Raw genomic sequence first — 24,881 nt, 5'->3', positions numbered from 1 at the left:
CTTGCCTCTCGGGACGCCCCGCGTCAATCCCGACGACGCGGCCGGTGCGCGCTCGTAGGGTGGAGCCATGGCAGATCAGATCCACGTTCCGAACGTGTCCCTCAACTCCGGCTTCGAGATCCCGCAGCTCGGCTACGGCGTCTTCAAGGTCGACCCGGCGGAGACCGAGCGGCTCGTCTCCGAGGCCTTCGATGCGGGCTACCGCCACATCGACACCGCCGCGATCTACGGCAACGAAGAGGGTGTCGGCCGCGCGATCGCCGCCAGCGGCATCCCGCGTGACGAGCTGTTCATCACGACCAAGCTGTGGAACGACCGTCAGGGCGGCGACGAGCCCCGCAAGGCCCTGTCGGAGAGCCTCGAGAAGCTCGGCCTCGACTACGTCGACCTGTACCTCGTGCACTGGCCGGCCCCGGCCAACGGCAACTACGTCAACGCGTGGCAGAAGCTCGTCGAGCTGCGCGACGCGGGTCACGCCCGCTCGATCGGCGTCTCGAACCACCTCGTCGAGCACCTCGAGAAGATCTACGCCGAGACCGGCGTGCTCCCCGCGGTGAACCAGATCGAGCTGCACCCGGCGTATCAGCAGAAGGATGTCGTCGACTGGGCGACCGACAAGGGTGTCCGCATCGAGTCGTGGGGGCCCCTGGGTCAGGGCAAGTACGACCTGTTCGGCGCCGAGCCCGTCGCCGAGGCGGCCGCCGCTCACGGGAAGAGCCCGGCTCAGGTCGTGCTGCGCTGGCACCTGCAGCGCGGATTCATCGTGTTCCCCAAGACCGTCAGCCGTGAGCGCATGGTCGAGAACGCCTCGCTGTTCGACTTCGAGCTCACGACGGCGCAGGTCGACGCGATCTCGGCGCTCGACCCGGGCGACGGCTCGGGCCGCGTGAGCGCGCACCCCTCCGAGGTGAACTGACCGACGACCCCGATCGGGGTTCGGCTTCGGGCGCAGTTCGCGGATACGCGCGCAGATGATTCTGCGGCGGATGCCGGGAACTGCGCCCGATCCGCGTGCGGCCGCGGGTTTCGTAGGCTGGAGGCGTGGCATCCGTTCTCAACGTCTCGGCGTACCTCTTCACGCACATCGCCGATCCCGCCGCGCTTCGCGACGTGTTGCGCGAGCGCGCCGAGGGCGCGGGGCTGAAGGGCACGATCCTGCTGGCCGAGGAGGGCGTCAACCTGTTCCTCGCCGGGGCCGAGAGCACGGTGCGCGAGTTCCTCGACGACCTCCGCGCCGATGCGCGCTTCGCGGCGCTGACCGCCAAGGAGAGCTGGTCCGACGGGCAGCCGTTCGGCCGGATGCTCGTGAAGGTCAAGCGCGAGATCATCCGCATGGACCGCCCCACGATCCGTCCGGCGGACGAACGTGCGCCGAGCGTGACCCCCGGCGACCTGCGGCGCTGGCTCGACCAGGGCCACGACGACTCCGGACGCGAGGTCGTGCTGCTCGACACCCGCAATGCGTTCGAGGTCGACTACGGCACGTTCGCGGGAGCCGTCGACTGGCGGATCGAGCGATTCACGCAGTTCCCGGATGCCGCCGCCGCGCACCACGACCAGCTCGCCGGCAAGACGGTCGTCAGCTTCTGCACGGGCGGCATCCGTTGCGAGAAGGCCGCGATCGTCCTGCGCGAGGAGGGGGTCGACGCCTACCAGCTCGAGGGCGGGATCCTCGGCTACTTCGAGCGCGAGGGCGGCGCGCACTGGAACGGCGAGTGCTTCGTGTTCGACGAGCGCGAGTCTCTCGCCCCCGACCTGTCTGCGCGGCGCTGACCGTGACGCGGATCGTCGTCCTGACCGGCGCCGGGATCTCGGCCGAGTCCGGTATCCGCACTTTCCGCGCCGCCGACGGGCTCTGGGAGGACCACCGCATCGAGGACGTCGCGACTCCCGCGGGCTATCGGGCAGACCCCGCCCTCGTCCACGCGTTCTACGACGAGCGGCGCCGTGCGGCGGCCGTCGCCGCGCCGAACGCCGCGCATCTCGCCCTCGCCGACCTCGAAGCGCGGCGCCCGGGCGACGTGCTCGTCGTCACGCAGAACATCGACGACCTGCACGAGCGCGCGGGGTCGCGGCGCGTCAGCCACATCCACGGCGAGCTGGGGTCGGCGCTGTGCGAGACATGCGGAGAGCGGATGCCGTGGCGCGGCGACCTCGCCGGGCGGCCGCCCTGTCCGGCGTGCGGGGCTCGCGCGCTCCGCCCCGACGTGGTGTGGTTCGGAGAAGCGGTCTACGGGCTCGACGACATCTTCGATGCGGTGGCCCTGTGCGAGCACTTCTGGGTGATCGGGACATCGGGCGCGGTCACGCCCGCGGCATCCCTCGTCGCGGTGGCGGCTGAAGCGGGTGCACGCACCGCACTGCTGAACCTCGAGGCCCACGAAGACGTGCGCCTCTTCGACGACGTCGTGATCGGCCCGGCCACAGTGACCGTTCCCGAGTGGGTCGCCCGCTTCTGAGGCGTGCCTCGGCCGCGTCGGGGGTGGGCGGTAGCGTCGTGGCATGGAACCGCACCGGCTCACGCGTGAGCAGGCCCGCCGCATCATCGTTCGGGCGCAGCTGCTCGAAGCAGACCGTCCCGGCGACGTCGTCGAGGTGGCCGAGCAGATCGGCGCGATCAAGATCGACCCGACGGCCGTCATCGCGCCCAGCGAGCAGGCGATCCCGTGGGCGAGGATCGGCTGGGGGTACGAGCCGGGGCAGCTGACGAAGGCCGTCGAAGACGACCGGCAGCTCTTCGAGTACGCCGGCTCGTTCCACCCCGCGAGCATGCTTCCGGCGATGCGCGTGCGGATGCGGCTGCGTCCCGTCCGCGAGAGCACCGCTGCGTGGCTCGAGGCCAACAGCGCTTTCCGCGCCGACGTCCTGGCGCGGCTGCGCGCCGACGGACCGCTGCTGGCGGCCGATATCCCCGACACCGCCGCCGTGCCCGCCGGAAACGACAGCGGCTGGTACAGCGACAACCAGGTGCCGCGCATGCTCGACCTGCTCGAGCGGCTCGGTGAGGTCGCGGTCGTCGGGCGTGCCGGTCGGCTGCGCCGGTGGGATGTCGCCGAGCGGGCGCGCGGTGCCGAGCCCGACGACCTCACCTACGACGAGGCCGGGGCCTTCCTCGACGAGCGCCGGCTGCAGGGCGCGGGGCTCGCGCGGCAGAATTCGTCGTGGTCGGGGGTGGGGATGGCCGGTGAGCCGGCCGTCGTCGAGGGGAGCACCTGGAAGTGGCGGGTCGACCCGCGGGCGTTCGAGGCCGTCGATGACGACCCGGGAGGGCGGGTCGCGATCCTCAACCCCTACGACGGCATGCTGTTCGACCGCCCCCGCCTGATCGAAGCGTTCGACTTCACCTACAAACTCGAGCAGTTCGTACCGAGAGCGCAGCGTGTGTACGGCTACTTCGCGCATCCGATCCTCTGCGGCGACCGGTTCATCGGCCTTCTCGACGCCGCCCTCGACAAGCCGAAGGAGCATCTCGTCGTCGCCGCGCTGCACGAGCTCGTGCCGTGGGAGAGCGAGGAGCGCGAGATGGTCGAGGCGGAGATCCGCGACCTGGCCGAATGGCTCGGCGTGCCCGTGCGCGGGCTCGACTGAAACATCGATCGCGGGCCTACCAGCCGTCCGTCGACGTCGCAAGGCGGTCGCCACGGCGGCGCCGACGGCGAAGCATGGTGACAGCCCCGCAATCGAAACGAAAGGAGCCGCCCATGGCTCGCATCATCGAGACCATCGACGTCGACGTGCCCGTCTCCGTCGCATACAACCAGTGGACGCAGTTCGAGTCGTTCCCGCACTTCCTGAGCTTCGTCGAGTCGGTCACCCAGCTCGACGACGGCACGACCCACTGGAAGGTGAAGATCGGCGGGGCCGAGCGCGAGTTCACCGCGAAGATCACCGAGCAGCACCCCGACGAGCGGGTCGCCTGGAACAGTGTCGAGGGCAAGGACGAGCATGCCGGCGTCGTGACCTTCCACAAGCTCAGCGACGACGAGACGCGCGTGACGGTGCAGCTCGACTGGACGCCCGAGGGCTTCGTCGAGTCGGTCGGCGCCGCCATCGGCATCGACGACCACGCCGTGAAGAAGGACCTGACCCGCTTCAAGGAGTTCATCGAATCGCGCGGCACCGAGACCGGTGCCTGGCGCGGCGACATCGAGAACTGACCTCGATCGCTCCGGTACGACGAGAGGCCCCTCCGATCAGCGGAGGGGCCTCTCGTCGCATCGAGCGGATGCTGCGGCTCAGCTGCGGAGCTTGCGCAGCGCCGACCGCTTGTGGGCCGCCTGGTCGCCGCTCTTCTCCGATTCGACGATGAAGGCCGGCTCCTCGGCGGATGCCGTGAACTTCTGACCGGCGAACTGGAAGTCCTTCTCCTTCTTCTCGACGATCTTCCCGTGCGTCCGCCCCTGGGAGGTATCCCAGCTGACGCGGTCGCCCTTCGACAGTTCCTGAGCCATCGCGGCTCCTTCCGTTGTGCATCGGTTGCGGCGATCCTGTCGCCCGGCGGGACCGGGGGAGAAGCCGTTGACACACCGGGGCCGGATGCGCCAGTGCTCTCGCCGACCGGCCGCGGCCTGCGAGACTGCCCACATGCGCACGATCGTCATCACGGGAGCAAGCGATGGAATCGGCGCGGCCGCGGCGCGGCGCCTCGTCCGAGAGGGGAATCGCGTCGTCCTGGTCGGACGCTCGCCCGAGAAGACACGTGCTCTCGCGAGCACGCTCGACGCGCCCTACCACCTCGCCGATTACGCCGAGCTCGCACAGGTGCGGCGCCTCGCCGACGAACTGCTCGAGGCGTACCCGCGCATCGACGTGCTCGCCAACAACGCCGGCGGCATCTTCGGCCCGCGTGCGCTCACCGTCGACGGCTACGAGCAGACGTTCCAGGTCAATCACCTCGCCGGGTTCCTGCTGACGAACCTGTTGCTGGACCGGCTCATCGAGAGTGAGGCATCCGTCATTCAGACCGCGAGCGTGGCCGCGCGCCTGTTCTCGCGGTTCGACGTGACCGATCTGAACGCGGCGAAGCGATACTCGGGGCGCATCGCATACGGCAATGCCAAGCTCGCCGACATCCTCTTCACCCGCGAGCTGCAGACCCGCTTCGGCGATCGGGGCATCGCAGCGGCTGCGTTCCACCCCGGAGTCGTCGCGACCCAGTTCGCCGCGAACGTGCCCGGCCCCCTCCGCTGGGTCTACCACAACCCCATCGCCCGGCGCCTGCTCACGACGACCGACGAGGGCGGTGCACGACTGGTCTTCCTCGCCGACGGCACGCCGAACCGCGACTGGGTTCCCGGCGCCTATTACGAGAACGATCGCCCGGCCCGCTCTCACCGCGACGCGACCGACGCCGGCCTCGCCCGGGAGCTCTGGGACCGCAGCGCCGAGATGGTCGGCCTCGCCCGCTGACGCGACGGTGTCAGCGCCGAGAACGCACCGCCGCGCCGAGAACGCACCGTGCGGCGTGCGCTTTCGCGGGCATGGTGCGCGCTCGGCGCGGGATGCGCAAGGGGGTCGGCGGGGCGCGGGGCCGCACATAGCGTGAGGGGGCGAACGGGAGGACGACATGGTCGACGAGCGCAACGAGCCCCACGGACCCGAGCAGATGCCGGACCGCCACCCGAGGCCCGATCCCACGGATCTGACCAACCAGGCGAGCTTCCGGCAGGGGGCGGCGTCGCGCTGGCTCGTGCCCGCGGGCGTCCTGGCTGCGGTGGCGATCGTGCTCTTCGTGCTGGCCTTCCAGCTCCAGACGGCATTGCCCGCGGTCGGCGTCGTCTACGCGGTCGTCGGCTGGGCGATGATGGTGGTCGCCGCGCGCTCATCGGACGAGGCGCCCGTGCGCAACCGCCGCCTCGCATTCGCGATGGGCATCCTCGCCGTCGGCGTGCTCGCCATCTTCATCCTTATCTACATCACCGAGACGCTCTAGCCCCGCTCTGCCCCGCCCCGGCCCGGCCCCCGAGAACGTACCTCAGCGCCGAGAACGCACCGTCCAACGTGCGTGCTCGCGGCGACGGTGCGTTCTCGGCGGGATGCGCGCGACGCTCTAGACCCCGCGCTCGCCCGACGCAACCACCCTCGTCGTTCCGAGGGTTACGCCTAGCGTGATCACATGGCGACGGCAGCATCCGATCCTCGAGCGACTCGGTCGCACACCGCGCATCACCGGGTCGTCGTGGTCGGCGGCGGCAACGGCGGAGTATCAGCGGCAGCCCGCTTGCAGCGGCAGGGCGTCGACGACATCGCGCTGATCGAGCCGAAGGACACCCACGAGTACCAGCCGCTGTTCTCGCACGTCGCGGGCGGTACGGCGCGTATCAGCGAGACGGTCCGGCCGCAGCGCAGCGTCATCCCCGACGGCGTCCGGTGGATCCAGGATGCCGTGATCTCCGTCGACCCGCACCGCTCGACCGTCCGCCTCGCATCGGGCGACGAGGTCGGTTACGACCACCTCGTCCTGAGCCCCGGGATGCAGAAGGACTGGGCGAGCGTGCCGGGGCTGGCCGAATCGATCGGGACAGGCGACGTGACCACCCATTACGAGGGCGACCTCGCGGCGCGCACGTCGCTGCGCCTGCGCGATCTGCGGCGGGGCACCGTCGTCTTCACGCAGCCCGCCGGTCCCGCCTCGTGCGCGGGCGCATCGCAGAAGCCCATGTACCAGGCGTGCGACTACTGGCAGCGCATCGGGGTGCTGGACGACATCCGGGTCATCCTTGTGGTTCCGGAGAAGACCGTGTTCGGCATCCCGGCCTTCGACCGGGAGATCCAGCGGGCGATCGACCGTTACGGCATCGAGCTGCGGACCGAGAGCGCGCTGATCGAGGTGGATGCCGCGGCCTCCGAGGTCGTGATCGCGTCGCCGACCGGCATCGAACGCATCCGGTTCGACCTCGTCAACGTCGTGCCGCCGCAGTCGGCGCCCGACTGGATCCGGGAATCCGGGCTCGCCGCCGAGGGCGACGCGGACGGGTTCGTCGACGTCGATCCCGCGACCCTTCGCCACACCCGCTTCGCCGGCATCTGGGCGATCGGCGATGCCGCTGCCACGACGAACTCGAAGAGCGGGGGAGCTCTGCGCAAGCAGACCATGGTCCTCGCGAAGAACCTCTCCGCGGCCCTGGCGGGAGACGAGCCCCGCGCACGTTACGACGGGTACGGCGTGTGCCCCATGACGGTGTCGCGCTCGAGCGTCGTGTGGGCCGAGTTCGGGCCCTCGGGCGAGCTCATGCCGACGATCCCCTTCTTCCGGCGCATGTACCGCGAGAGCGCGTTGTCCTGGTTCTTCGACCGCCGCGTGCTGCCCTGGGTGTATTGGAACCTCATCCTCACCGGGAGGGCGTGACGCCCGCGGCATCCTGATCGGCGTCGTGCCCCCGTTCGGCCGTGCCCTCCGCCGTCAGGCGAACGCGTGCCACGAAGATGCCCGCGATCAGCGCACCGAGGCCGCCGACGGCCATGTCGCCGATCGTGTCGTCGTAGGTCACGAGGATCGAGTCGACGAAGAGCTTGCCCACCCACTCCACGATCTCCCAGAGCGCGGCGAAAGCCAGCCCGAAGGCCGTCGTGACGACGAGGCCGGTGCGCCGGCGGAACCCCTCGCCGCCGGGCAGCGGCACGATCGAGATGCGGGCCGCCGCGATGTACGCGAGCGCCGCGAGCACGCCCGTGCACACGAGGTGCACCGGGATGTCCCACGACGGAACGCTGCGATACAGGTCGACCACGTTGCTCCAGGCCGCGACCAGCACCGTGACGCCGCACACGATGTCGAATGCGGGACGGACGCCGACGAAGCGCGGCGCGACGAGAGCCGGGAGGGCGAAGGCCAGGATGCCGGCATCCGTGAGTTCGAACCACAGCGCCGCGACCACGATGCTGAGCACACCGCACAGCCGGACCGCGTCTGCGACGACGGCACTCGTCGTGCGCGGCGGGCGGAGGAAGTTCTCGATCATGGTGGGCCGGCTCACGACGCGCCCCCGTCCAGGCGGAGGAGCACGTGGACGCCCAGGTGGTCCGACGGTGCCGCGCCGTCGATCGTGCGCGTGTCGACGGCGGCCCGTGTGACGCGGAGGGAGCGATCGACCGCGATCCAGTCGATCGGCCCTTTCCGCACGCGCGGCGGGTGGTAGCCGCCATAGGTGTCCCAGAGCGGCGTCGCTCTGACCTCCGCCGCCTGCCACGCGTCGACGAGACGGCTGCTGAACAGCGCTGACAGCGGAGCGGAGCCCGGGCCGGCGTTCATGTCGCCCATGACGATCACCGCCCCCGTCGTCTCGGCGGCGAGGTCGTGCAGCAGCCAGGCCGAGCGCAGCCGTGATCGGGCGGAGAAGACGTCGAGGTGCGTGTTCAGCACGGTCAATGAGCAGCCGGTGACCCGATCACGGAAGGCAGCGCGGACCACCACCCGCGGTACCGGGTTTCCCCACGACGTCGAGCCCGCGACCTCGGGTGTGTCGGAGAGGGCCGACTGCTCATGGCCCGTCAGCTCGAGACGGTCGGAGTCGAAGAAGATCGGGCATCCCTCGCCACGGCCGTCGGCGTTGCGGCCGTGACCGACGAAGCGGTACGACGTGCCGAGGGAGGCCCGGACGAGATCGGCCTGGTCGGGCATCGCTTCCTGCGTGCCGAGGATAGCGGGCGGGTCCGCGTGGAGCACCGTGGCCAACCGCCGACCGCGCACCGTCCAGCGGTCGTTCGGCGGCCAGGTCGGTCCGTCGATGCGCCGGCGGATGTTCCAAGTCGCGACGTGGAGGTCGTGCGGATGCAGCTCGCTCGGGCCGAACAGATGGGCGACGGCGCTCTCGCTCGCTGCGCGCGTCATCGCCGCCCCTCCGCTGCGCGGGTGACGTCGTGGCGACCCGTGCGGCGTAGCCGGCGAGCTACGCGGCGGTGCGGCAGCTCGTCGGGCCAATGCGAGACGACGGTGTGGAAGCCCCGGGCGATGCGCGTGCCGAAGGCGCGCCGATCGTCGAAGGGGCGCATGGAGATCCCCATGTCTGCGCGGCGCGAGTATGCGATCCGGTGACGCCCGCCCAGGTGGAAGGCGAGGTCGAAGTCGTCGTGCACCTCGGCGTCTGCGCGGTGCACCTCGGTGCTGACGCTCCGCCACGCGGTGCGCCGGAAGGCGAGGTTCGAGCCGAACAGCGGCAGATGGCCCAGCGCGGCGAACCCCAGGAGCGCGTACAGCCCGAGGTACGTCGCGGCGAGGGGGCGTCGCAGCGCCCGCGGCCCGTCGACGAAGCGGGCGCCTCCGGTCAGCACGGCGATGTCGGGCCTGCGTGCGAAGTCGCGGCAGAGGTCGGCGATCCAGGTCGGGGCGGGGAGCGAGTCGGCATCCAGCCGCAGGACGAGATCGCCGGTCGCGTGGTCGTACCCCGTCGCCGCCGCCGCGGGGATGCCGGTGGCCGCGCACTCGACGACGCGCGCGCCGGCGGCATGGGCGACGTCGGCGGAGTCGTCGCGCGAGCCGTTGTCGACCACGACGATCTCGTCGGGCGGCTCGGTCTGTTCGGCGAGGGCGCGCAGACACCGTCGCAGCATCACGGCGTCGTCCTTCACCGGGATCACGACCGACACGGTCGGGCGGTGGGGCAGGGGCCGGGATTCGAGTGTCATCGGACCTCACGCTACGACCGGCGGCGCACGGGCGGGAGCGCCTTGACAGTGCTGTCGAGCCTCGTCAATGACATGCTGGAGGTATGCCTCAGCAGAGCGATCTCCTCGCCGTCCTCGTCGATGCCGACAACGTCTCGCCCTCGCGCATCGGCGGGGTGCTGGCCGAGATCGCGACCTACGGCACGGCCTCGGTGAAGCGCGTCTACGGCGACTGGACCAAATCTCAGCTCCGTGGATGGAAGGACGCCGCGAGCGAGCACGTCATCCAGCCCATGCAGCAGTTCGACAACACCACCGGCAAGAACGCGACCGACAGTGCTCTGATCATCGATGCGATGGATCTGCTGTACACGCGACGGTTCCAGGGGTTCTGCATCGTCTCGAGCGACAGCGACTTCACGCGTCTGGCATCCCGAATCCGCGAAGAGGGTGTCACCGTGTACGGCTTCGGTGAGCGCAAGACGCCCGAGGCCTTCCGCAACGCGTGCGATCAGTTCACCTACCTCGAGGTGCTCGGCGTCGTCGACGAGCGGGACGCCGCGCGATCGACCACCTCGGAGCGCTGGACGGCGGCGGCGCTGCGTGCCGACGCGCGCCTCGTCGCTCTCCTGCGCAGCGCCGCCGAGACCGCCTCGGCCGACGACGGCTGGTCCGACCTCGGCACCGTCGGTCAGCTCATGCGCAAGCAGCAGCCCGACTTCGACCCCCGGAACTGGGGCTATGCGAAGCTGTCGGACCTCGTCCGCGCCGTGGGCCTGTTCACGATCGAGTCGAAGCCGGGCGGCATGTCCCTGCGCCCGAAGAGCACGTCGGGGTCGAAGGCCTCGGACGACTCGGCGGATGCGCCTGCAAAGGGTCGCGGCGACGTCGAGACCGGGTCCGCGGGTGGGCGCTCGCGGCGCAAGCCGTCGTCGCGTGCCAAGAGCGCGGTAGCCGACGCCGAGGCTGCCGCCTCGGCCGTGCCGGAGGGCGGCGCGGATTCTCATGACGACAGCTCCCGGGAATCGGCCCCGGCCGAAGGGACGAGCGGGTCGTCGGCGCGCGGAGGCCGTCCGATGATCGAGCAGCTCACTCTGGGCGCAGCTCTGGATGCCGCGCTCGACGCGGTCTCGTCCGCCTCGCGCGCCAACGCCACGGCATCGGCGGCACTGTCCGCGGATGCGGATGCCGACGCGGATGCGGATGCGCCGGAGGGCGAGAGCCGTGACGAGGCGACCGGCTCTGCGGATGCTTCGCCGGCCGAAGGCGAGACGGTGGCGGTCAGCGCGGGTACGAAGAAGACGCCCGCGCGGAAGACATCCACCAAGACGGCGCCGAAGAGCGGCGTTGCGAAGACGCGGACCCCTCGGGCGACGACCGCCCGCACCGGTGCCGCGTCCGCGGCGGACGACGACGGACCGTCGGCGACGGCTGCTCCGGCCGCCGCCGAGCCCAGCGCCGACGCGGCATCCGTGTCGCTTCCGGAGACCGGCACCGCTCAGCCGGTCGAGACCGAGACCGAGGCCCCCGCGCGGCCCAAGCGCGCGTCGCGCAGCCGGACCAGCGCCCCGGAGGCTCCGTCGGGCGAGTCGGACTCCGAGGCGCCCGCCCGGCCGAAGCGCGCGTCGCGCAGCCGCAAGGCTCCGGCTGCCGAGGCGCCGGTCGAGCCGGCTGCCGAGCCTGCGGCCGAGGCGCCCGCCGACGCCGCATCGGCTCCGGCGGCAGCATCCGCCCCCGTCAAGCGGGCACCGCGCCGCGCATCCCGGCCGGGTTCGTCGGCGAGCTGACCGCGGGGCGGGTTCCGGTCAGCCGCGGCCGCGGCGCAGTGCGGCGGCGAGCGGGCGACGTCGTCGCCGCGCGTCGGGGATGACAGGCACGGGCTGGGTGACCACGGCATCGACGACCATCGAGCCGCTCGCCGGTCCGACCACGGGCACGGGGGTCGTCGCCGTGCTGATGTGATCGGCGCGGGCGATGGGCATGTCGGCGAGCTCGCGCCGGGCTCGGAGGTAGGCCGGAACGAGGATGACGGTCGCCCCCAGCCACGCGAGGGGGTTGCTCCATGCGACTCCCGCGAACCCCAGGAACGCACCGAGCACCACGGCCGCCCCGGCGCGCATGACGAGCTCGACGATGCCGGTGACGGTCGGCACGAGGGTGTGGCCGAGTCCCTGCAGGGCCCCGCGAAAGACGAACAGAACGCCCAGCGCGGTGTACGTCGCCCCGTTGATGATCAGCATGAGGGCGGCGAGGGAGACGACGCCGTCCGAACCGTCGCCGACGAAGAGCCGGACCAGCGGCGCCCCGAAGGTGATGAGCACCACGCCGAGCCCGACGGCGCCGATCACGGCCATCCAGGTCGCCTGCGCGACGCCCTGACGAATGCGGTCGGGGCGCCCACCGCCGTAGTTCTGAGCGACGAACATCGATACGGCGAGGCCGAGCGACTGCAGCAGGGCCACCGCCAGGCCGTCGACACGTGAGGCGGTCGTGTAGGCGGCGACGGCGTCGGCGCCGAGCTCGTTGAGACGGACCTGCACCGCGAGGGTGCCGATGGCGATGATCGACGCCTGGAAGCCCATGGGCAGGCCGAGCCGCAGGTGCAGCGCGAGGTCGGTTCGGGTGATGCGCCAGTCGGCGCGCCGCATGCGCAGAACCGGGATACGGCGCCGGATGTAGTCGAGGCACAGTCCCACCGACAGTGCCTGCGACACGACCGTTGCGAGGGCGGCGCCGCCGACGCCCCACCCGAGCGGGCCGACCATCACCACCACGAGCACGACGTTGAAGACGCAGGCCACCGTCAGGAAGATCAGCGGCGTGCGGGAGTCGCCGATCGCACGGATGATCGCCGCGAGGTAGTTGAAGAACATCGTCGCCCCCGCGCCGAGGAAGCTGACGACGGCGAACGCCGTCGCGTCGTCGAGGAGTTCCGGGGGCGTCTGCAGGAGTTGCAGCAGTGGTCGCGAGAGGAACGGCGCCACGACGGTGAGCACGACGCTCGTGATGGCTGTCAGCGTGGCCCCCGCTGCGACCGAGCGGCGCACGGCGGCGTGGTCGCCGGCCCCGAAAGCCTGCGCCGTGGGGATCGCGAATCCCGAGGTGAGCCCCCACGCGAAACCGATGAGCAGGAACAGCATCGAACCCGTCGCGCCGACGGCCGCGAGCGCGTCGACCCCGAGCCAGCGGCCCACCACCACCGCATCGACGATGTGGTACATCTGCTGCACCACGTTGCCGATCAGAAGGGGCACCGAGAACGCGAGGATGACGCGCCAGGGGCTGCCGGTGGTGAGGGTGCGGGACATCGCGGTGGCTTTCGAGAAGATGCGGGCACGACAACGGCGGCGCCGGAGCGCCGCCGTCGGTCAGTGTATCGAATCGATTCGAGATGCGCCACGGGGGATCCCGCACGCGCGCTCGCGGTGTCAGCGAGCGGATCCCTTGCGCGGCTTCAGGAACGCGCCGTCATCCTGCTTCTCGCGCTTGGCTGCGCGCTTTTCCTTCAACGTCAATTGCGGCGCCTTTTTGTCGCCTCGTGTGCGTGGTGTTTTCGTCGACATGAGAACTCGCTTCCCCTCGTGGCTGGCGTGTGACTCCCGACCATAGCCCGGAAAAAAGGGAAGTCAAATCGGTTTTCGGTCGCCGATTCCCGTGACTTGCTTTTTTGTGCGGTGTGGCTATGGTTGGTGGTCACCGCCCCGTCGTCTCGCCTTTGCGGGCTCGAGACCGGGGCTTTTGGTGCACCCTGAAAAGCAGAACGGAAGAAAAATGGAAAAGACCGCTGAAGCGACCTCGAGCGACGTGCGAATGCGCCTCGAGGCGCTGCTCGCCGAGCGCCGTGAGCTGCTGCAGGACATCGAGCCCCGCGCTGTTCCCTCCGTCGACCCGGTGGCCTACCAGACCGCCGCATCGCACCGCGCGACGATCACTCTGATCACCGAGGCGCTCGACCGCGTTCGCTCGGGCTCGTACGGCCGGTGCGTCGGATGCGGGCGGGCGATCGCACCGGCGCGACTGGAAGCGGTGCCGTACGCGCCGGCATGCATCGAGTGCCAGAGCCGGGCCGAGACCGCCTGAGGCCGATCAGGCGCTCGGCAGCGCCACGCGCACGAACAGGCCTCCGCCGTCGCGCGGGGTGATGAGCAGATCGCCGCGGTGGCTGCGGACGATGGCCGAGACGATGGTCAGCCCGAGACCGACGCCGCGGTCGGATGCCGCGCGGGTGCGGTCGCCCGCCCGGACGAACGGCTCGGTCAGTGTCGCGACGCGAGCCGGATCGAGGTCGGGTCCGGTGTTCACGATCTCGAGCAGCGCCGAACCGTCCGGCGCCGTCCGTGTGCGCACCGCGACCTCGCCGCCGTCGGGGAGGTTGTGGAGGAGCGCATTCGTGACGAGATTCGACACGAGCTGCCCGAGAAGGGCGGCGTTGCCGCGCGCGATCGCCGGGCCCGACTCCAGCCGGATGCTCGGTGATGTGCGGCGCGGTGCCGTGAGCTCGATCTCGCGCGCGTCGGCGACGACCCGCTGGGCGACCTCCGCGAGGTCGACGGGCTCGAAAGTCAGACCGGCTCGGCCGGCACGCGCGAGCTCGAGCAACGCCTCGGTCGTCACGATCGCCCATTCGTTGGTCTGGGCGATCCTGCTCAGAACGAGGTCGACGTCGCGCCCGTCCGGATCGGCGCGGGCGACCTCGACGATCGTCCGGATGACGGCATGCGGAGTGCGCAGCTCATGCGACGCGTTCGCCGCGAAGCGCGATTCCTCGGCGACCGCCCGCTCGATCCGGTCGAGCATGTCGTCGAAGGCGTCGGCGAGGTCGGTGAGCTCGTTCCGGCGTCCGCGGAGGGCGATCCGGCGGTGGAGCGTGGCCGCATCGGCTCGTCCGACGACGTCGGTGATGCGCCCGAGCGGGGCGAGCATCCATCCCGAGAGGAACCACCCGCCGACCAGGCCGACGACCACCAGTGCGGCCAGAGCCCACCATGCGTACTTCACGAAGACGTCGGTGAGGTCGCCGCGTCCGGGCGCCCAGCCGCCGGTGGACTGGCTCAACAGGTCGCCGCTCGGCACGAACCGCAGGGCCAGGAGCCCGACGCCGAAGAGCACCGCGCCCGCGACGACCAGGAAACCGGCGTAGCTGAGGGTGAGCGAGACCCGCAGGGAGAGCCCGCGGCGGCGGGCGATCACGGTGCGGGGTCCGACATCCGGTACCCGACGCCCGCCACCGTCTCGATGACCCAGGGCTCGCCGAGTCGTTTGCGCAGCGTGGAGATCGTGATGCGCACCGCGTTCGTGAACGGGTCGGCATTCTCGTCCCAGGCGCGTTCGAGCAGCGTCTCGGCGCTGATGACCCCGCCTCCGGCGCTGAGGAGCACCTCGAGCACGGCGAACTGCTTCCGCGTCAGGGCGACGTAGCGTCCGTCTCGGTAGACCTCGCGTCGGAACGGGTCGAGTCGGACGTCGCCGAACTCGCGGATCGGGGGAGCGGCGTTCGCCGACCGCCTGGCCAGAGCGCGCAGCCGCAGCACGAGCTCGCGCATCGCGAACGGCTTGGTGAGGTAGTCGTCCGCGCCGGACTCGAAGCCCGAGGCCTTGTCGTCGAGCCGGTCCGCCGCCGTGAGCATGAGGATGCGTGGAGCCTCGGGGCGCTGCGAGAGGAGCCGGGCGATCTCGTCGCCGTTCGGGCCCGGGATGTCGCGGTCGAGCACGACGACGTCGTATGCGGTGATCGCCAGCTGTTCCAGCGCGGTCTCCCCGTCGGCGGCGAGGTCGGCGGAGATCGCCTCGAGGCGCAGTCCGTCGCGGATCGCCTCGGCGAGGAACAGCTCGTCCTCGACGATCAGCACACGCATGGCCTCAGGATAGGCGGGCGCGTATATCGCCGGCGTATGCGGAATCGGCGACGTCGTGGCAACATCCGCTCGTGTGCTCTGGAGGCATGAGCACTCCTTCCCCCTCGATTCCGCCCCGCCCGCTCGCGCTGCCGACGATCGAGTCCGCACGGCGAGCGACCTTCGTGCCGCCGCGTCCGCGAGCGCGGGCATCCCGCCGTGTTCGTCGTCGTCGCCTCGCTCTCGCCGCGGTCGCCGTCGCGGGCGCGGCGGCTCTCGGGGCGACCGTCACCGGTGCGCTCGCGGGTGCGACGGGCCTGCAGCTGCCGCCGATGCCGCCGGTGCTCCCGGGCCTGGCGTTCTCGCCGACGGCCGATGACGGGTTCATCGAGGACGGCGTGCAGATCAGCCTGTGGGACGACGATCTACCCGCCATCTCGCGACTCGACCCCGAACTGCTGGGGGCGATGCGCGCCGCGGAAGCGCGCGCCGCCGACGACGGCATCCACCTCGGGGTGACGAGCGGATGGCGCAGCGCGGCGTACCAGCAGTGGCTTCTCGATGCCCGCATCGCGTCGGTGGGGGAGGAGACCGCCCGCGCCTACGTCGCCACCCCCGAGCAGTCGCGCCACGTCAGCGGCGACGCCATCGACATCGGACCCGTCGACGCGCAGTACTGGCTGATCTCGTACGGGTCGGAGTTCGGCATCTGCCAGACCTACGGCAACGAGCCGTGGCACTTCGAGCTGGCCACTGCGCCCGGCACGGAGTGCCCGCCCATGCGCACCGATGCCAACGGCTGAGCCCGGGATGCGGCGGCGGGTGCGCCTACGATCGATGCAGGCCCCCAACGATCCAGGAGTCACCGTGTCTGCCGTCACCGCCGCCGCCCGCTCCCACGTCGACGACCTCGCCGACTTCGTCGCAGCGTCGCCGTCGAGCTTCCACGCCGCCGCCGATGTCGCTCGTCGCCTCGTCGCCGCCGGGTTCACCCCGCTGTCGGAGGACGAGCGCTGGCCGGAACAGCCCGGCGGGCGGTACGTGGTGGTGCGCGACGGTGCCGTGCTCGCGTGGATCGTGCCGGCATCCGCGACCGCCGTGACACCCGTGCGGGTGTTCGGCGCGCACAGCGACTCGCCCGCTTTCAAGCTCAAGCCCCGACCCACCACCGGCCGCCTCGGCTGGCTGCAGGCCGGTGTCGAGGTCTACGGCGGGCCGCTGCTGAACTCCTGGCTCGACCGCGAACTGCGACTGGCCGGTCGCCTCGTGCTGGATGACGGCACCTCGGTGCTCACCGCGACGGGACCGCTGCTCCGTCTTCCCCAGCTCGCCATCCATCTCGATCGCGAGGCCAACGACCATCTCGCCCTCGACAAGCAGACGCAGACGCAACCCGTGTGGGGGCTGGGCTCGGCCGAGTCAGCCGACCTGCTGGGCGAGCTCGCCCGCGAGGCCGGAGTGGATGCCGGCCGCATCCGCGGATACGACGTCGTGACGGCGGACGCCGCGCGCGGCGCCGTCTTCGGCGCGGGAGACGTCTTCTTCGCATCCGGGCGCCTCGACGACCTCGCCTCCGTTCATGCCGGCGTCGTCGCCCTCGAGCGCGCCGCCGCGGGCTTCGATGCCGGTCATATCGCGATGCTGGCCGTCTTCGACCACGAGGAGGTCGGTTCGGCGACCCGGTCGGGGGCGGCCGGCCCGTTCCTCGCCGATGTCGTGGAACGCATCCAGTTCGGTCTCGGTGCCGATCGCGAGGAACGCATGCGCGGACTCGCGGCGTCGTGGTGCGTCTCGAGCGACGTCGGGCACTCTGTGCACCCGAACTATGCGCACAAGCACGACCCCGTCGTGCTGCCGGTGCTCGGATCGGGACCGATCCTGAAGATCAACGCGAACCAGCGGTACGCGACGGACGGCGTCGGAGCGGCCGCCTGGAACGGATGGTGCGACGCGGCGGGCGTGCGCAGCCAGGAGTTCGTCTCGAACAACGCCGTGCCGTGCGGTTCGACCATCGGCCCGATCACCGCCACCCGCCTGGGCATCCGCACGGTCGACGTCGGGATCCCGATCCTCTCGATGCACTCGGCGCGCGAGCTCGCGGGGGTCTCCGACCTCCACGACCTCTCTCTCGTCGCCGAAGAGCTGTTCCGCCGGTAGACTCGAGCGGTCCGCGGCGCCGGCCCGGGCGAAGCGATGCAACTACCTGCTGACGGAGCAAGGCGGCACGTGAGAACGAGCTGACTGCTCGGAGGCATGCATGACGTCGAATGATCGTTCCCTGATCCACCACACCGGTCGGGTGTTCTTCCCGATCGCGTTCATCGCCCGGCTTCCCTTCGCCATGATGGTCGTGGGTGTCCTCACCCTCGTCGTCTCGGCGACGGGATCGGTCGGGCTCGGCGGGCTCACGTCCGCCGCCGTCGGCGTCGGCGTGGTGATCGCCGGTCCCGTCATCGGAGACGCCGTCGATCGATTCGGGCAGCGCCGGGTGCTGGTTCCCCTCGGCATCCTCAACGGCCTCCTGCTCGGGGTGTTCCCCATCGTCGTCACTGCCGGGGCTCCCGACCCGCTGATCCTGACCGCAGCCGCGGCGATCGGTCTGAGCGCGCCGCAGGCGGCGGCGATGTCACGCAGTCGACTGATGGGCATCATCCGCGTCCGTCTCAGCCCCGAGCACCGCCCGCGCACGCTCTCACGCGTCATGTCGTACGAATCCGCCGCGGACGAGACGGCGTTCGTCATCGGCCCGTTCCTGGTCGGCATCCTCGCCGCCGCGATCGCACCCTGGGCTCCGATCGCGATCGCCGCGGCCCTGAGCCTCGTCTTCGTGACCGCCTTCGCCCTGCACCCGAGCGGTCTCATCGCTGCTGCCGCCCTGGCGCCCGGCGAGAGCGAGGAGCGCGCGCCCATCGCACAGGTGCTGCGTCCTCGCATCCTCGTCCTCGTGGCGGGCACCTTCGGGGTGGGGCTCTTCTTCGGCGCGACGCTGACGTCGCTCACGGCCTTCGCGCAGACCGCGGGCGAGGGTGTCGAGGCGGGGCTGCTCTACGGCCTCATGGGCATCGGGTCAGCCGCTCTTGCGCTCGCCGTCGTGCTGCTGCCCTCGCGTTTCGCGCTGCGGCACCGCTGGCTCGTCTTCGCGGCCGTCCTCGCGATCTCGGCCGGCGGCTACGCCGCCTCGGACTCGCTCGGCGCGGTCATCGTCATGCTCCTGCTGATGGGGCTCGGCGTCGGCCCGACGCTCGTGACGCTGTTCAGCATCGCCGGTCACCGCAGCCCGGTCGGCCGGTCGGCGACCACGATGACACTGCTCGGGTCGGCGCTGACGCTGGCTCAAGCGCTCGCATCGGCCGTCACCGGCGCGATCGCGGAGGCGGGAGACGTCCGGCTCGCGATGCTCCTGCCGACGATCGCCGCGGTGCTCGTCCTGGTGCTCGGCGGCGTCAACCTCGCCATCGAGCGTCGTGAGCGTGCAGCCGAACGAGCCCGGATGCCGCGCGGCGCCCGCTCCACCCGCTCCCTCGTCAGCCGCTGAGCAGCGCTCCGGTCGCCGCGCCCGCACCGGCCCCCAGCACCACGACCATCCAGGCCGGACAGCGCCAGAGCGTCAGTAGACCGAAGCAGACGAGGGCGAGCGCGAACTGGTCGACGCGGGTCACCGACGTCGTGAAGACCGGGTCGTAGAGGGCGGCGCCGAGGATGCCGACGACCGCCGCGCTCGCCCCGCTCACCAGGCCTCGTGCGCGGGGGCGGCGCCGGAGGACTGCCCACACGGGCAAGGCCCCGAGGAGCAGGAGGAAGCCGGGCAGGAAGATCGCGACGAGCGCGATCGCGGCTCCCGCTGCGCCCCCGGGGCCGACGCTCGAGAGCGCGCCCAGGTAGGCGGCGAACGAGAAGAGCGGTCCGGGGAGGGCCTGCGCCGCGCCGTATCCGGCGAGGAACGTCTCGGCATCGACCCAGCCGGGGCCGACGACCGCACTCTCGAGAAGCGGGAGAACGACGTGGCCGCCCCCGAAGACGAGCGCGCCCGAGCGGAAGAACGCGTCGAACAGGGCGATGACGCCGTCTCCCGTGACCCGTGCGGCGATCGGGCTCGCGACGAGGAGGGCGGCCAGGACCACGAGCGCGGCGATGCCGATGCGGGTGCCCGCGCTCGGAAGGGCGTCGTCCGCGGCGTCGTCGGAGTCGAGTGTCGCGGCATCCTCGCGGAGCCACAGGGCCCCCGCGAGAGCGCCGAACGCGATCGCGCCGAACTGGGCGAACGGCCCGCCCACGAGGGCGGTACCGACCGCCGCCGCGATCGCGATGGTCCCGCGGGGGCGGTCGGGAGCGAGAGTCCGAGCCATGCCCCAGACCGCGTGCGCGACGACGGCGACCGCGACCACCTTCAGGCCGTCGATCACCCCGGTCGCGACCGGGCCGGTCACGGCCCCGATACCGCTCGCCGCCCACACCATGAGCGCCGCCGAGGGCAGGGTGAACGCGGCGAAGGCCGCGAGCGCGCCCGCGAGCCCGGCACGGCGCAGGCCGATCGCGAACCCCACCTGGCTCGACGCGGGCCCCGGCAGGAACTGGCACAGGGCCACGAGCTCGCCGTAGACGCGGTCGCCGATCCACCGGCGCCGCGCGACGAACTCGTCGCGGAAGTAGCCGAGGTGCGCGACAGGGCCCCCGAAGGAGGTCAGCCCGAGGCGCAGGAAGACGACGAACACGGCGGCGAGGTTCGACACGCGTCCAGCGCACCATCGATCCGTGAACACGCGGTGAACGCCACGCCTGACTAGCACACCGAGATGTCGCGGCGCGTCACCGGGCGGACACCTGGCGGGGCAGCGCCGTTCACCTCGCGCTCGCGTGCGGTCCCTACCGTCGGCGGCATCCCTCTTGCACCGAAGGTGGCTTGTCATGCCCGTTGAGCGCCCACGCGCCCGTTTCCTGACCATCGCGATGACGGCGTCGCTCGCCGCGGGAGCGGTCTCGCTCTCGCTGGCGGCTCCCGCGCTTGCAGCGCCCACGGCTGCCGACGCGGCATCCGACCCGCTGATCGTCACCGAGATCGCCCCCGACAACGTCGGCGTCGACGACTACGAGTTCTTCGAGGTGCACAACCGCGGTGCCGCAGACGTCGACCTGGCGGCCGCGGGAGTCTCGTTCGCGTACACCTACACCGACGGCGCCGATCGCTCTCGCGACGTGCCGCTCACGTTGCCCGACCCGGTCGTGATCCCTGCCGGCGGCACCGTGGTGTTCTGGCTGAGCTACACGGCGGGCAGCGTCGATTCCTTCGCCCGCTCGATCGACGACTTCCGGGCGCATTGGGGCGCCGGCGCCGACACGACCGTCGTGCGCGTGACGGGGCAGGCCGGGATGGCCAACAGCGCGCCGCGCGGTATCCGCATCCTTCAGAACGACCAGACGGTCGGGTGGTCGACCTACGGGCGCACCGCGGCAGCGGCCGGAGAATCCGCGCACTTCCGCCTGCCCGCCGAGCGGGTCGACGGCGGTGCCGACATCCTCGCGGAACCGGCCGTGGCCACCCCCGGTGTCGTGGCTCCCGAAGCCGTCACCCCGCCCGTCGGCGAGGAGCCCGGGGGCCAGCCGGGCTTCGACCCGAAGCCCGATCCGACCGTCGTCACCGCGCCGCTGCAGATCACCGAGCTGCTGCCCGACTCGGCGAACGTCGCGGGCTCGGACGCCTTCGAGTTCATCGAGGTGTACAACGCCTCGAGCGACCCGATCGATTTCTCCGACTACACGATCGACTACCTGTACCCGGTCGAGGGCTCGTCGAGCGTCTGGCCGGCCGTGCCCGGCGACGTCGTGATCCCGGGCGGGGAGACGCTGGTGCTGTGGATCAAGAACGGCGCCAACGACGCGCTCACCGCCGCCGACTTCAACGCCCACTTCGATTCGAGCCTCGTTCCGGGTGAGGGCCTCGTCGAGATCTCCTCCGCGGGTATGGCGAACGGCTCCGCTCGCGGCATCGCCATCGAGACCAACAGCGGCCGCCACGTCAGCACGGCGTTGTACAACCTCGACGGCGCCGATGACACCGTGGCCGACCAGGGGATCCGCTACACCGTCGGAGCGGATGTCGCCACGCAGCGGATCGTCGATCTCGCCCCGGCGTCACCGGGTGCCGTGCAGGCAGACCAGGTTCCCGCGGGGCTCATGATCGTCGCGCCGGACACGCAAGCGCCGATGATCGTCGACGGCACCGCCGCCGAGATCCAGCCGGGCACCGACTTCGCCATCACCGCGACCGTGACCGACGATGTGCTGGCGCGGACCGTGACGCTCGAACTCGCCAACGACGTCGATCGCGCCCCGGCGCGCATCAACCTCCTCGACGCGGGCGACGGATCGGTGACGTTCGTGGTCAACGCCGCCGACCTCATCGGCAAGAGCTGGTACGAGTACACGATCACGGCGAGCGACGGCACGAACTCCACGTCCACCGAGGCCCATCGTGTCCCGGTAGCGGGGGTCGACGCCAATCCGGTCCGGCTCAATCTCGAGGACGGCCGGTTCGTCTCGGGCGCGACCGAGGTCGTGGCAGCCGGCGACACCTACCCCAGTCCGATCGAGCTGACGATCGACGGGGCGGCCGTGCCGACCGAGCCCACTCTGGAGGACGAACCCCGATTCGTCTTCGACACGACGAACGTCAACTACTACTTCAAGAACGGCGTGCGCATCGGCGACGACGTCCTCAACATCTTCGAGATCGGCACGGAGGGATGGGAGACGGTCGTCACCCCCGTTCCGCTCGAGTACGTCGTCCGCGGCGATGAGCTCGTCGTCAGCGTCTGGGCGGGAACGAAGAAGGCGCCCGAGATCGACCTCGCCGAGAACAACGACGATTTCGAGATCCGAGGCCTGCGCCTGGTCCTGCCCGACGGGCGGACGCTCACACCCGTCGGCTACGACGACCCCGCCGCCGTCCTCCGTATGGGCGACAGCGTGACCGAGACGGGAGCCCCGACGGGCAAGCTCGACTTCTACGAGGCGCGCTTCGCCCTGCCCGACGACGCGTTCGCCGCGCTCTCGGCCTCGTGGGACACGACCGAGCGCGCGGACGGCGCCGCGGTCGTCGCCGCCACCGACGGACAGACGGCGCTCTCGCGAACGGTGACGGTCGACAACACCGCCCCCGTCGTGGTGTCTCAGATCGTGGACGGCACGTCGTACCAGGGCCCGATCCTCATCGACGCCGCGATCACCGACGCGGGCTCGGGTGTCGCGAGCACCGTCGCCCGACTCGACGGCGAAGAGATCGCCCTGCCCCATGAGACCTCCTCGGTGGCCCTTGCCGCGGGGGACCACCGCGTGGAGATCACCGCGACCGACCACGTCGGCAACACCGGCACGTGGACCGCGACCTTCACGACCTACCAGGAGCAGCCGAGCGCGGGCGCGCTCGCGCCGGCCGAAGGGGCGGAGGTCGCCGCCGGTGAGGTGACCCTGCAGGCGAAGGTCGAGGACCCGACGGGCGACGTGCTCGACGTGAGCTTCCTCGAGGGCCGCCGGCTCGATCTGTCGGACGGTGACGTCAGCGTGCAGTCCGGCACCGTGCAGGACGCTCGCGCCGTCGATCGCGCCGAGGCGGAGCCGCTGACCGCGGACGACCTGAGCACGCTCGCGGCCATCGACGGGGTCGCGGAGGAGAACTCGAGTGACCGCGCCTTCCCATACCAGTCGTTCGACGTCGCAGTCAGCGATGCCGACGCCGGATCGGATGTCCGCTCGACGTGGTCGGGTCGTGCCGACGCGGGAGCCACCGTGATCCTCTACGTGCAGCGCGCGGACGGATCGGGATGGGACGAGGTCGACCGCCACGTGAGCGCGTCCGACGACGAGTCGTTCTCGCTCGACGCCGTCGTCGCGGTCGACGACTACGCATTCGCCGCCTCGGACGGCGCGGGACGGGTGGTGCGGATGCTCGTGCAGCACTCCGAGGGCTTCGCGGGCGCGGACCGCTCGGACCGGACGACTCCGGTCGCACCGCACAACGCCGCCGATGTTCCGCGCAGCGAGTACGACTTCACCCTGGCGTGGGAGTCGGACACGCAGTACTACAACGAGAACACCCTGCCCGGGGAGCCGTATCGTCACCAGCAGGCCATCCACTCGTACCTGCTCGACCGGCGCGACGACCTCAACCTGCAGTACCTCTTCCACACCGGCGACATCATCGACGACTACGACGTCATGGAGCAGTGGGAGCGAGCCGACCCCGAGTACCGCCGCCTCGACGAGGCCGGTCTGCCCTACGGCGTGCTCGCCGGCAACCACGATGTGGGCCACCACCTCGAGGACTACTCGAACTACGGTGCGTACTTCGGCGAGGACCGCTACGCCGGCAATCCCTGGTACGGCGGCAGCTTCGAGGACAACCGCGGTCACTACGACCTCATCTCGGCGGGCGGCATCGACTTCCTCATGCTGTACACCGGATGGCTCCCCGGCGATCAATCGATCGCGTGGATGAACGAGGTGCTCGCGCAGCACCCCGATCGCGTCGCGATCATCGCGCAGCACGAGTTCATCCTCACCACCGGCGGGCTCGGCGCGATCCCGCAGCGGGTCATGGACGAGGTCGTCGCGACCAACCCGAACGTCCGCATGGTCTTCTCCGGGCACTACCACGACGCATTCCTGCGCGAGGACGCGTTCGACGACGACGGCGACGGCGTCTCGGATCGCACCGTGTACTCGATGTTGTTCGACTACCAGGGCCTCCCGGAGGGCGGCCTCGGCTTCCTCCGCCTCCTGCACTTCGACAACGAGGGGCGGCAGATGCTCGTGCGCACCTACTCGCCGTCACTCGACGTCTACAACTCCGACGAGCCGAGCCTCCTGGGCCCGGCGGGAGCAGGGGACTACTCGCAGCAGGAGTTCGCGCTCACGTACGAGCAGCTGCGCATCGACCCGGGCACGCGCACCCTCGGCACCGACGCCTTCTCGGCGGAGGTCCTCGGCGGCACGGAGATCGCGACCTTCTCGGATGTCGCGAGCGGCTCGATCCTCTCGGCCGCATGGCCGCTCGCCGAGGAGGGCGAGCGCGGGTGGTACGTCCGCACGAGTGATCCGTTCGGTGCTGTCGACAACTCGCGGGTGTCGCTGTTCACGGTCGTGGCGGCGGCCGAGCCCGGGAACCCCGGCAGCGGCTCGGGCGGGGGCTCGGACGGCGGCGTCGGAGGCGGCGGTGGTGCCGGCGGCACGGGTGGGGCTCCGGCCGACGGTGCGGGCGCGAGTGACACCGCGGGCTCGGTCGTCGGTGCGGGAACCGGATCTCGTCGCGACCTCGCCGCAACCGGCGGTGACGGCGCGACCGCCGTCACCGCGACCGGGATCGCCCTCGCTCTCCTGGCGGGTGGGGCCCTCCTCACCCTCCTGCGCCGGCGTGCGCATCGCCGCGAACGGGTCTGAGCCGTACCTGCC

At 71.1% G+C, this 24,881-nt stretch carries 23 protein-coding genes; 14 read left to right on the top strand and 9 right to left on the bottom strand.

Going from position 1 to position 24,881, the window contains the following annotated elements; genetic code table 11:
* The first annotated feature begins 67 nt into the window (after positions 1-67).
* The 5 genes from DEU36_RS05070 to DEU36_RS05050 all read left to right on the top strand — a co-directional run bounded on the left by DEU36_RS05070 (position 68) and on the right by DEU36_RS05050 (position 4,157).
* Positions 68-916 (top strand): aldo/keto reductase, encoded by an 849-nt coding sequence (locus DEU36_RS05070; protein ID WP_120263199.1) that lies wholly within the window; start codon positions 68-70, stop codon positions 914-916.
* A 125-nt stretch (positions 917-1,041) separates the two neighbouring features.
* The gene (locus DEU36_RS05065; RefSeq protein WP_120263198.1) at positions 1,042-1,773 is read left to right on the top strand and encodes a sulfurtransferase; all 732 of its coding nucleotides are present in this window, start codon (positions 1,042-1,044) and stop codon (positions 1,771-1,773) included.
* Between the two features lie 2 nt (positions 1,774-1,775).
* Positions 1,776-2,459 carry an NAD-dependent deacylase gene (locus tag DEU36_RS05060; RefSeq protein WP_120263197.1) on the top strand — a complete coding sequence of 228 codons (684 nt, stop codon included), beginning with the start codon at positions 1,776-1,778 and terminating at the stop codon, positions 2,457-2,459.
* A gap of 43 nt (positions 2,460-2,502) precedes the next feature.
* Positions 2,503-3,588 carry a DNA glycosylase AlkZ-like family protein gene (locus DEU36_RS05055; RefSeq protein WP_120263196.1) on the top strand — a complete coding sequence of 362 codons (1,086 nt, stop codon included), beginning with the start codon at positions 2,503-2,505 and terminating at the stop codon, positions 3,586-3,588.
* Between the two features lie 113 nt (positions 3,589-3,701).
* Positions 3,702-4,157, top strand: a complete 456-nt coding sequence (locus DEU36_RS05050) for an SRPBCC family protein (protein ID WP_120263195.1) — start codon at positions 3,702-3,704, stop codon at positions 4,155-4,157.
* A 78-nt stretch (positions 4,158-4,235) separates the two neighbouring features.
* On the opposite strand, the gene DEU36_RS05045 is transcribed toward DEU36_RS05050, so the two are convergent.
* Complete coding sequence (locus DEU36_RS05045; protein WP_120263194.1) at positions 4,236-4,451, bottom strand: DUF2945 domain-containing protein; 216 nt, start codon at positions 4,449-4,451, stop codon at positions 4,236-4,238.
* Positions 4,452-4,584: 133 nt separating this feature from the next.
* Between DEU36_RS05045 and DEU36_RS05035 the strand changes: the two genes are divergently transcribed.
* The 3 genes from DEU36_RS05035 (at position 4,585) to DEU36_RS05025 (ending at position 7,348) form a co-directional block, all read left to right on the top strand.
* Positions 4,585-5,409: an SDR family NAD(P)-dependent oxidoreductase gene (locus DEU36_RS05035; RefSeq protein WP_120263193.1), complete on the top strand. Its 825-nt coding sequence runs from the start codon at positions 4,585-4,587 to the stop codon at positions 5,407-5,409.
* 157 nt (positions 5,410-5,566) lie between these two features.
* Entirely contained in the window at positions 5,567-5,932 is a 366-nt protein-coding gene (locus DEU36_RS05030; RefSeq protein WP_120263192.1) for a hypothetical protein, read from the top strand.
* Between the two features lie 183 nt (positions 5,933-6,115).
* Complete coding sequence (locus tag DEU36_RS05025) at positions 6,116-7,348, top strand: NAD(P)/FAD-dependent oxidoreductase (protein WP_120263191.1); 1,233 nt, start codon at positions 6,116-6,118, stop codon at positions 7,346-7,348.
* Here DEU36_RS05025 and DEU36_RS05020 read toward each other — a convergent pair.
* From DEU36_RS05020 to DEU36_RS05010, 3 genes are read right to left on the bottom strand one after another with little or no spacing between them, the layout of a single operon-like run.
* Complete coding sequence (locus DEU36_RS05020; protein WP_259455222.1) at positions 7,332-7,976, bottom strand: hypothetical protein; 645 nt, start codon at positions 7,974-7,976, stop codon at positions 7,332-7,334. The two genes, DEU36_RS05025 and DEU36_RS05020, sit on opposite strands and share 17 nt — an antisense overlap.
* Positions 7,973-8,830 carry an endonuclease/exonuclease/phosphatase family protein gene (locus tag DEU36_RS05015; protein ID WP_120263189.1) on the bottom strand — a complete coding sequence of 286 codons (858 nt, stop codon included), beginning with the start codon at positions 8,828-8,830 and terminating at the stop codon, positions 7,973-7,975. The genes DEU36_RS05020 and DEU36_RS05015 overlap by 4 nt, the downstream gene beginning before the upstream one ends.
* Positions 8,827-9,624 carry a glycosyltransferase family 2 protein gene (locus DEU36_RS05010; protein WP_120263188.1) on the bottom strand — a complete coding sequence of 266 codons (798 nt, stop codon included), beginning with the start codon at positions 9,622-9,624 and terminating at the stop codon, positions 8,827-8,829. The genes DEU36_RS05015 and DEU36_RS05010 overlap by 4 nt, the downstream gene beginning before the upstream one ends.
* An 83-nt stretch (positions 9,625-9,707) precedes the next feature.
* Here DEU36_RS05010 and DEU36_RS05005 point away from each other — a divergent pair, with 83 nt between their 5' ends.
* Complete coding sequence (locus tag DEU36_RS05005; RefSeq protein WP_120263187.1) at positions 9,708-11,390, top strand: NYN domain-containing protein; 1,683 nt, start codon at positions 9,708-9,710, stop codon at positions 11,388-11,390.
* Positions 11,391-11,408: 18 nt separating this feature from the next.
* On the opposite strand, the gene DEU36_RS05000 is transcribed toward DEU36_RS05005, so the two are convergent.
* Together DEU36_RS05000 and DEU36_RS16285 are read right to left on the bottom strand one after the other, a co-directional pair.
* Positions 11,409-12,911 (bottom strand): MATE family efflux transporter, encoded by a 1,503-nt coding sequence (locus DEU36_RS05000; RefSeq protein WP_120263186.1) that lies wholly within the window; start codon positions 12,909-12,911, stop codon positions 11,409-11,411.
* Between the two features lie 120 nt (positions 12,912-13,031).
* The gene (locus tag DEU36_RS16285; protein ID WP_259455221.1) at positions 13,032-13,166 is read right to left on the bottom strand and encodes a hypothetical protein; all 135 of its coding nucleotides are present in this window, start codon (positions 13,164-13,166) and stop codon (positions 13,032-13,034) included.
* A 208-nt stretch (positions 13,167-13,374) separates the two neighbouring features.
* On the opposite strand from DEU36_RS16285, the gene DEU36_RS04995 reads away from it, so the two are divergent.
* Positions 13,375-13,683 (top strand): TraR/DksA family transcriptional regulator, encoded by a 309-nt coding sequence (locus tag DEU36_RS04995; RefSeq protein ID WP_120263185.1) that lies wholly within the window; start codon positions 13,375-13,377, stop codon positions 13,681-13,683.
* A gap of 6 nt (positions 13,684-13,689) precedes the next feature.
* Here the strand turns inward: DEU36_RS04995 and DEU36_RS04990 are convergent, their stop codons facing one another.
* Both DEU36_RS04990 and DEU36_RS04985 read right to left on the bottom strand, forming a co-directional pair.
* Positions 13,690-14,793, bottom strand: a complete 1,104-nt coding sequence (locus tag DEU36_RS04990; RefSeq protein WP_310790723.1) for a HAMP domain-containing sensor histidine kinase — start codon at positions 14,791-14,793, stop codon at positions 13,690-13,692.
* Positions 14,790-15,458, bottom strand: coding sequence for a response regulator transcription factor (locus tag DEU36_RS04985; RefSeq protein ID WP_120263184.1), 669 nt, complete (start codon positions 15,456-15,458; stop codon positions 14,790-14,792). Before DEU36_RS04985 ends, DEU36_RS04990 begins: the two co-directional genes overlap by 4 nt.
* Positions 15,459-15,544: 86 nt before the next feature.
* Here DEU36_RS04985 and DEU36_RS04980 point away from each other — a divergent pair, with 86 nt between their 5' ends.
* From DEU36_RS04980 to DEU36_RS04970, 3 genes are all read left to right on the top strand, one after another.
* Positions 15,545-16,240 carry a M15 family metallopeptidase gene (locus tag DEU36_RS04980; RefSeq protein WP_120263183.1) on the top strand — a complete coding sequence of 232 codons (696 nt, stop codon included), beginning with the start codon at positions 15,545-15,547 and terminating at the stop codon, positions 16,238-16,240.
* A gap of 34 nt (positions 16,241-16,274) precedes the next feature.
* Entirely contained in the window at positions 16,275-17,594 is a 1,320-nt protein-coding gene (locus DEU36_RS04975) for a M18 family aminopeptidase (protein ID WP_120263182.1), read from the top strand.
* Between the two features lie 100 nt (positions 17,595-17,694).
* On the top strand, positions 17,695-18,972 hold the full coding sequence (locus DEU36_RS04970; protein ID WP_120263181.1) for an MFS transporter: 1,278 nt from the start codon (positions 17,695-17,697) through the stop codon (positions 18,970-18,972).
* Here DEU36_RS04970 and chrA read toward each other — a convergent pair.
* Positions 18,962-20,167, bottom strand: a complete 1,206-nt coding sequence (chrA, locus tag DEU36_RS04965) for a chromate efflux transporter (protein ID WP_259455220.1) — start codon at positions 20,165-20,167, stop codon at positions 18,962-18,964. The genes DEU36_RS04970 and chrA overlap by 11 nt on opposite strands.
* A gap of 175 nt (positions 20,168-20,342) precedes the next feature.
* Between chrA and DEU36_RS04960 the strand changes: the two genes are divergently transcribed.
* A complete protein-coding gene (locus DEU36_RS04960; protein WP_120263179.1) occupies positions 20,343-24,869 on the top strand; it encodes a lamin tail domain-containing protein in 4,527 nt (1,508 codons plus the stop codon).
* Positions 24,870-24,881: the final 12 nt, after the last annotated feature.

The organism is Microbacterium sp. AG238, from assembly GCF_003610405.1.
Lineage (GTDB): Bacteria > Actinomycetota > Actinomycetes > Actinomycetales > Microbacteriaceae > Microbacterium.
Note: the sequence above shows the minus strand (reverse complement) of the source record. Positions and strands in the feature narration are given on the sequence as shown.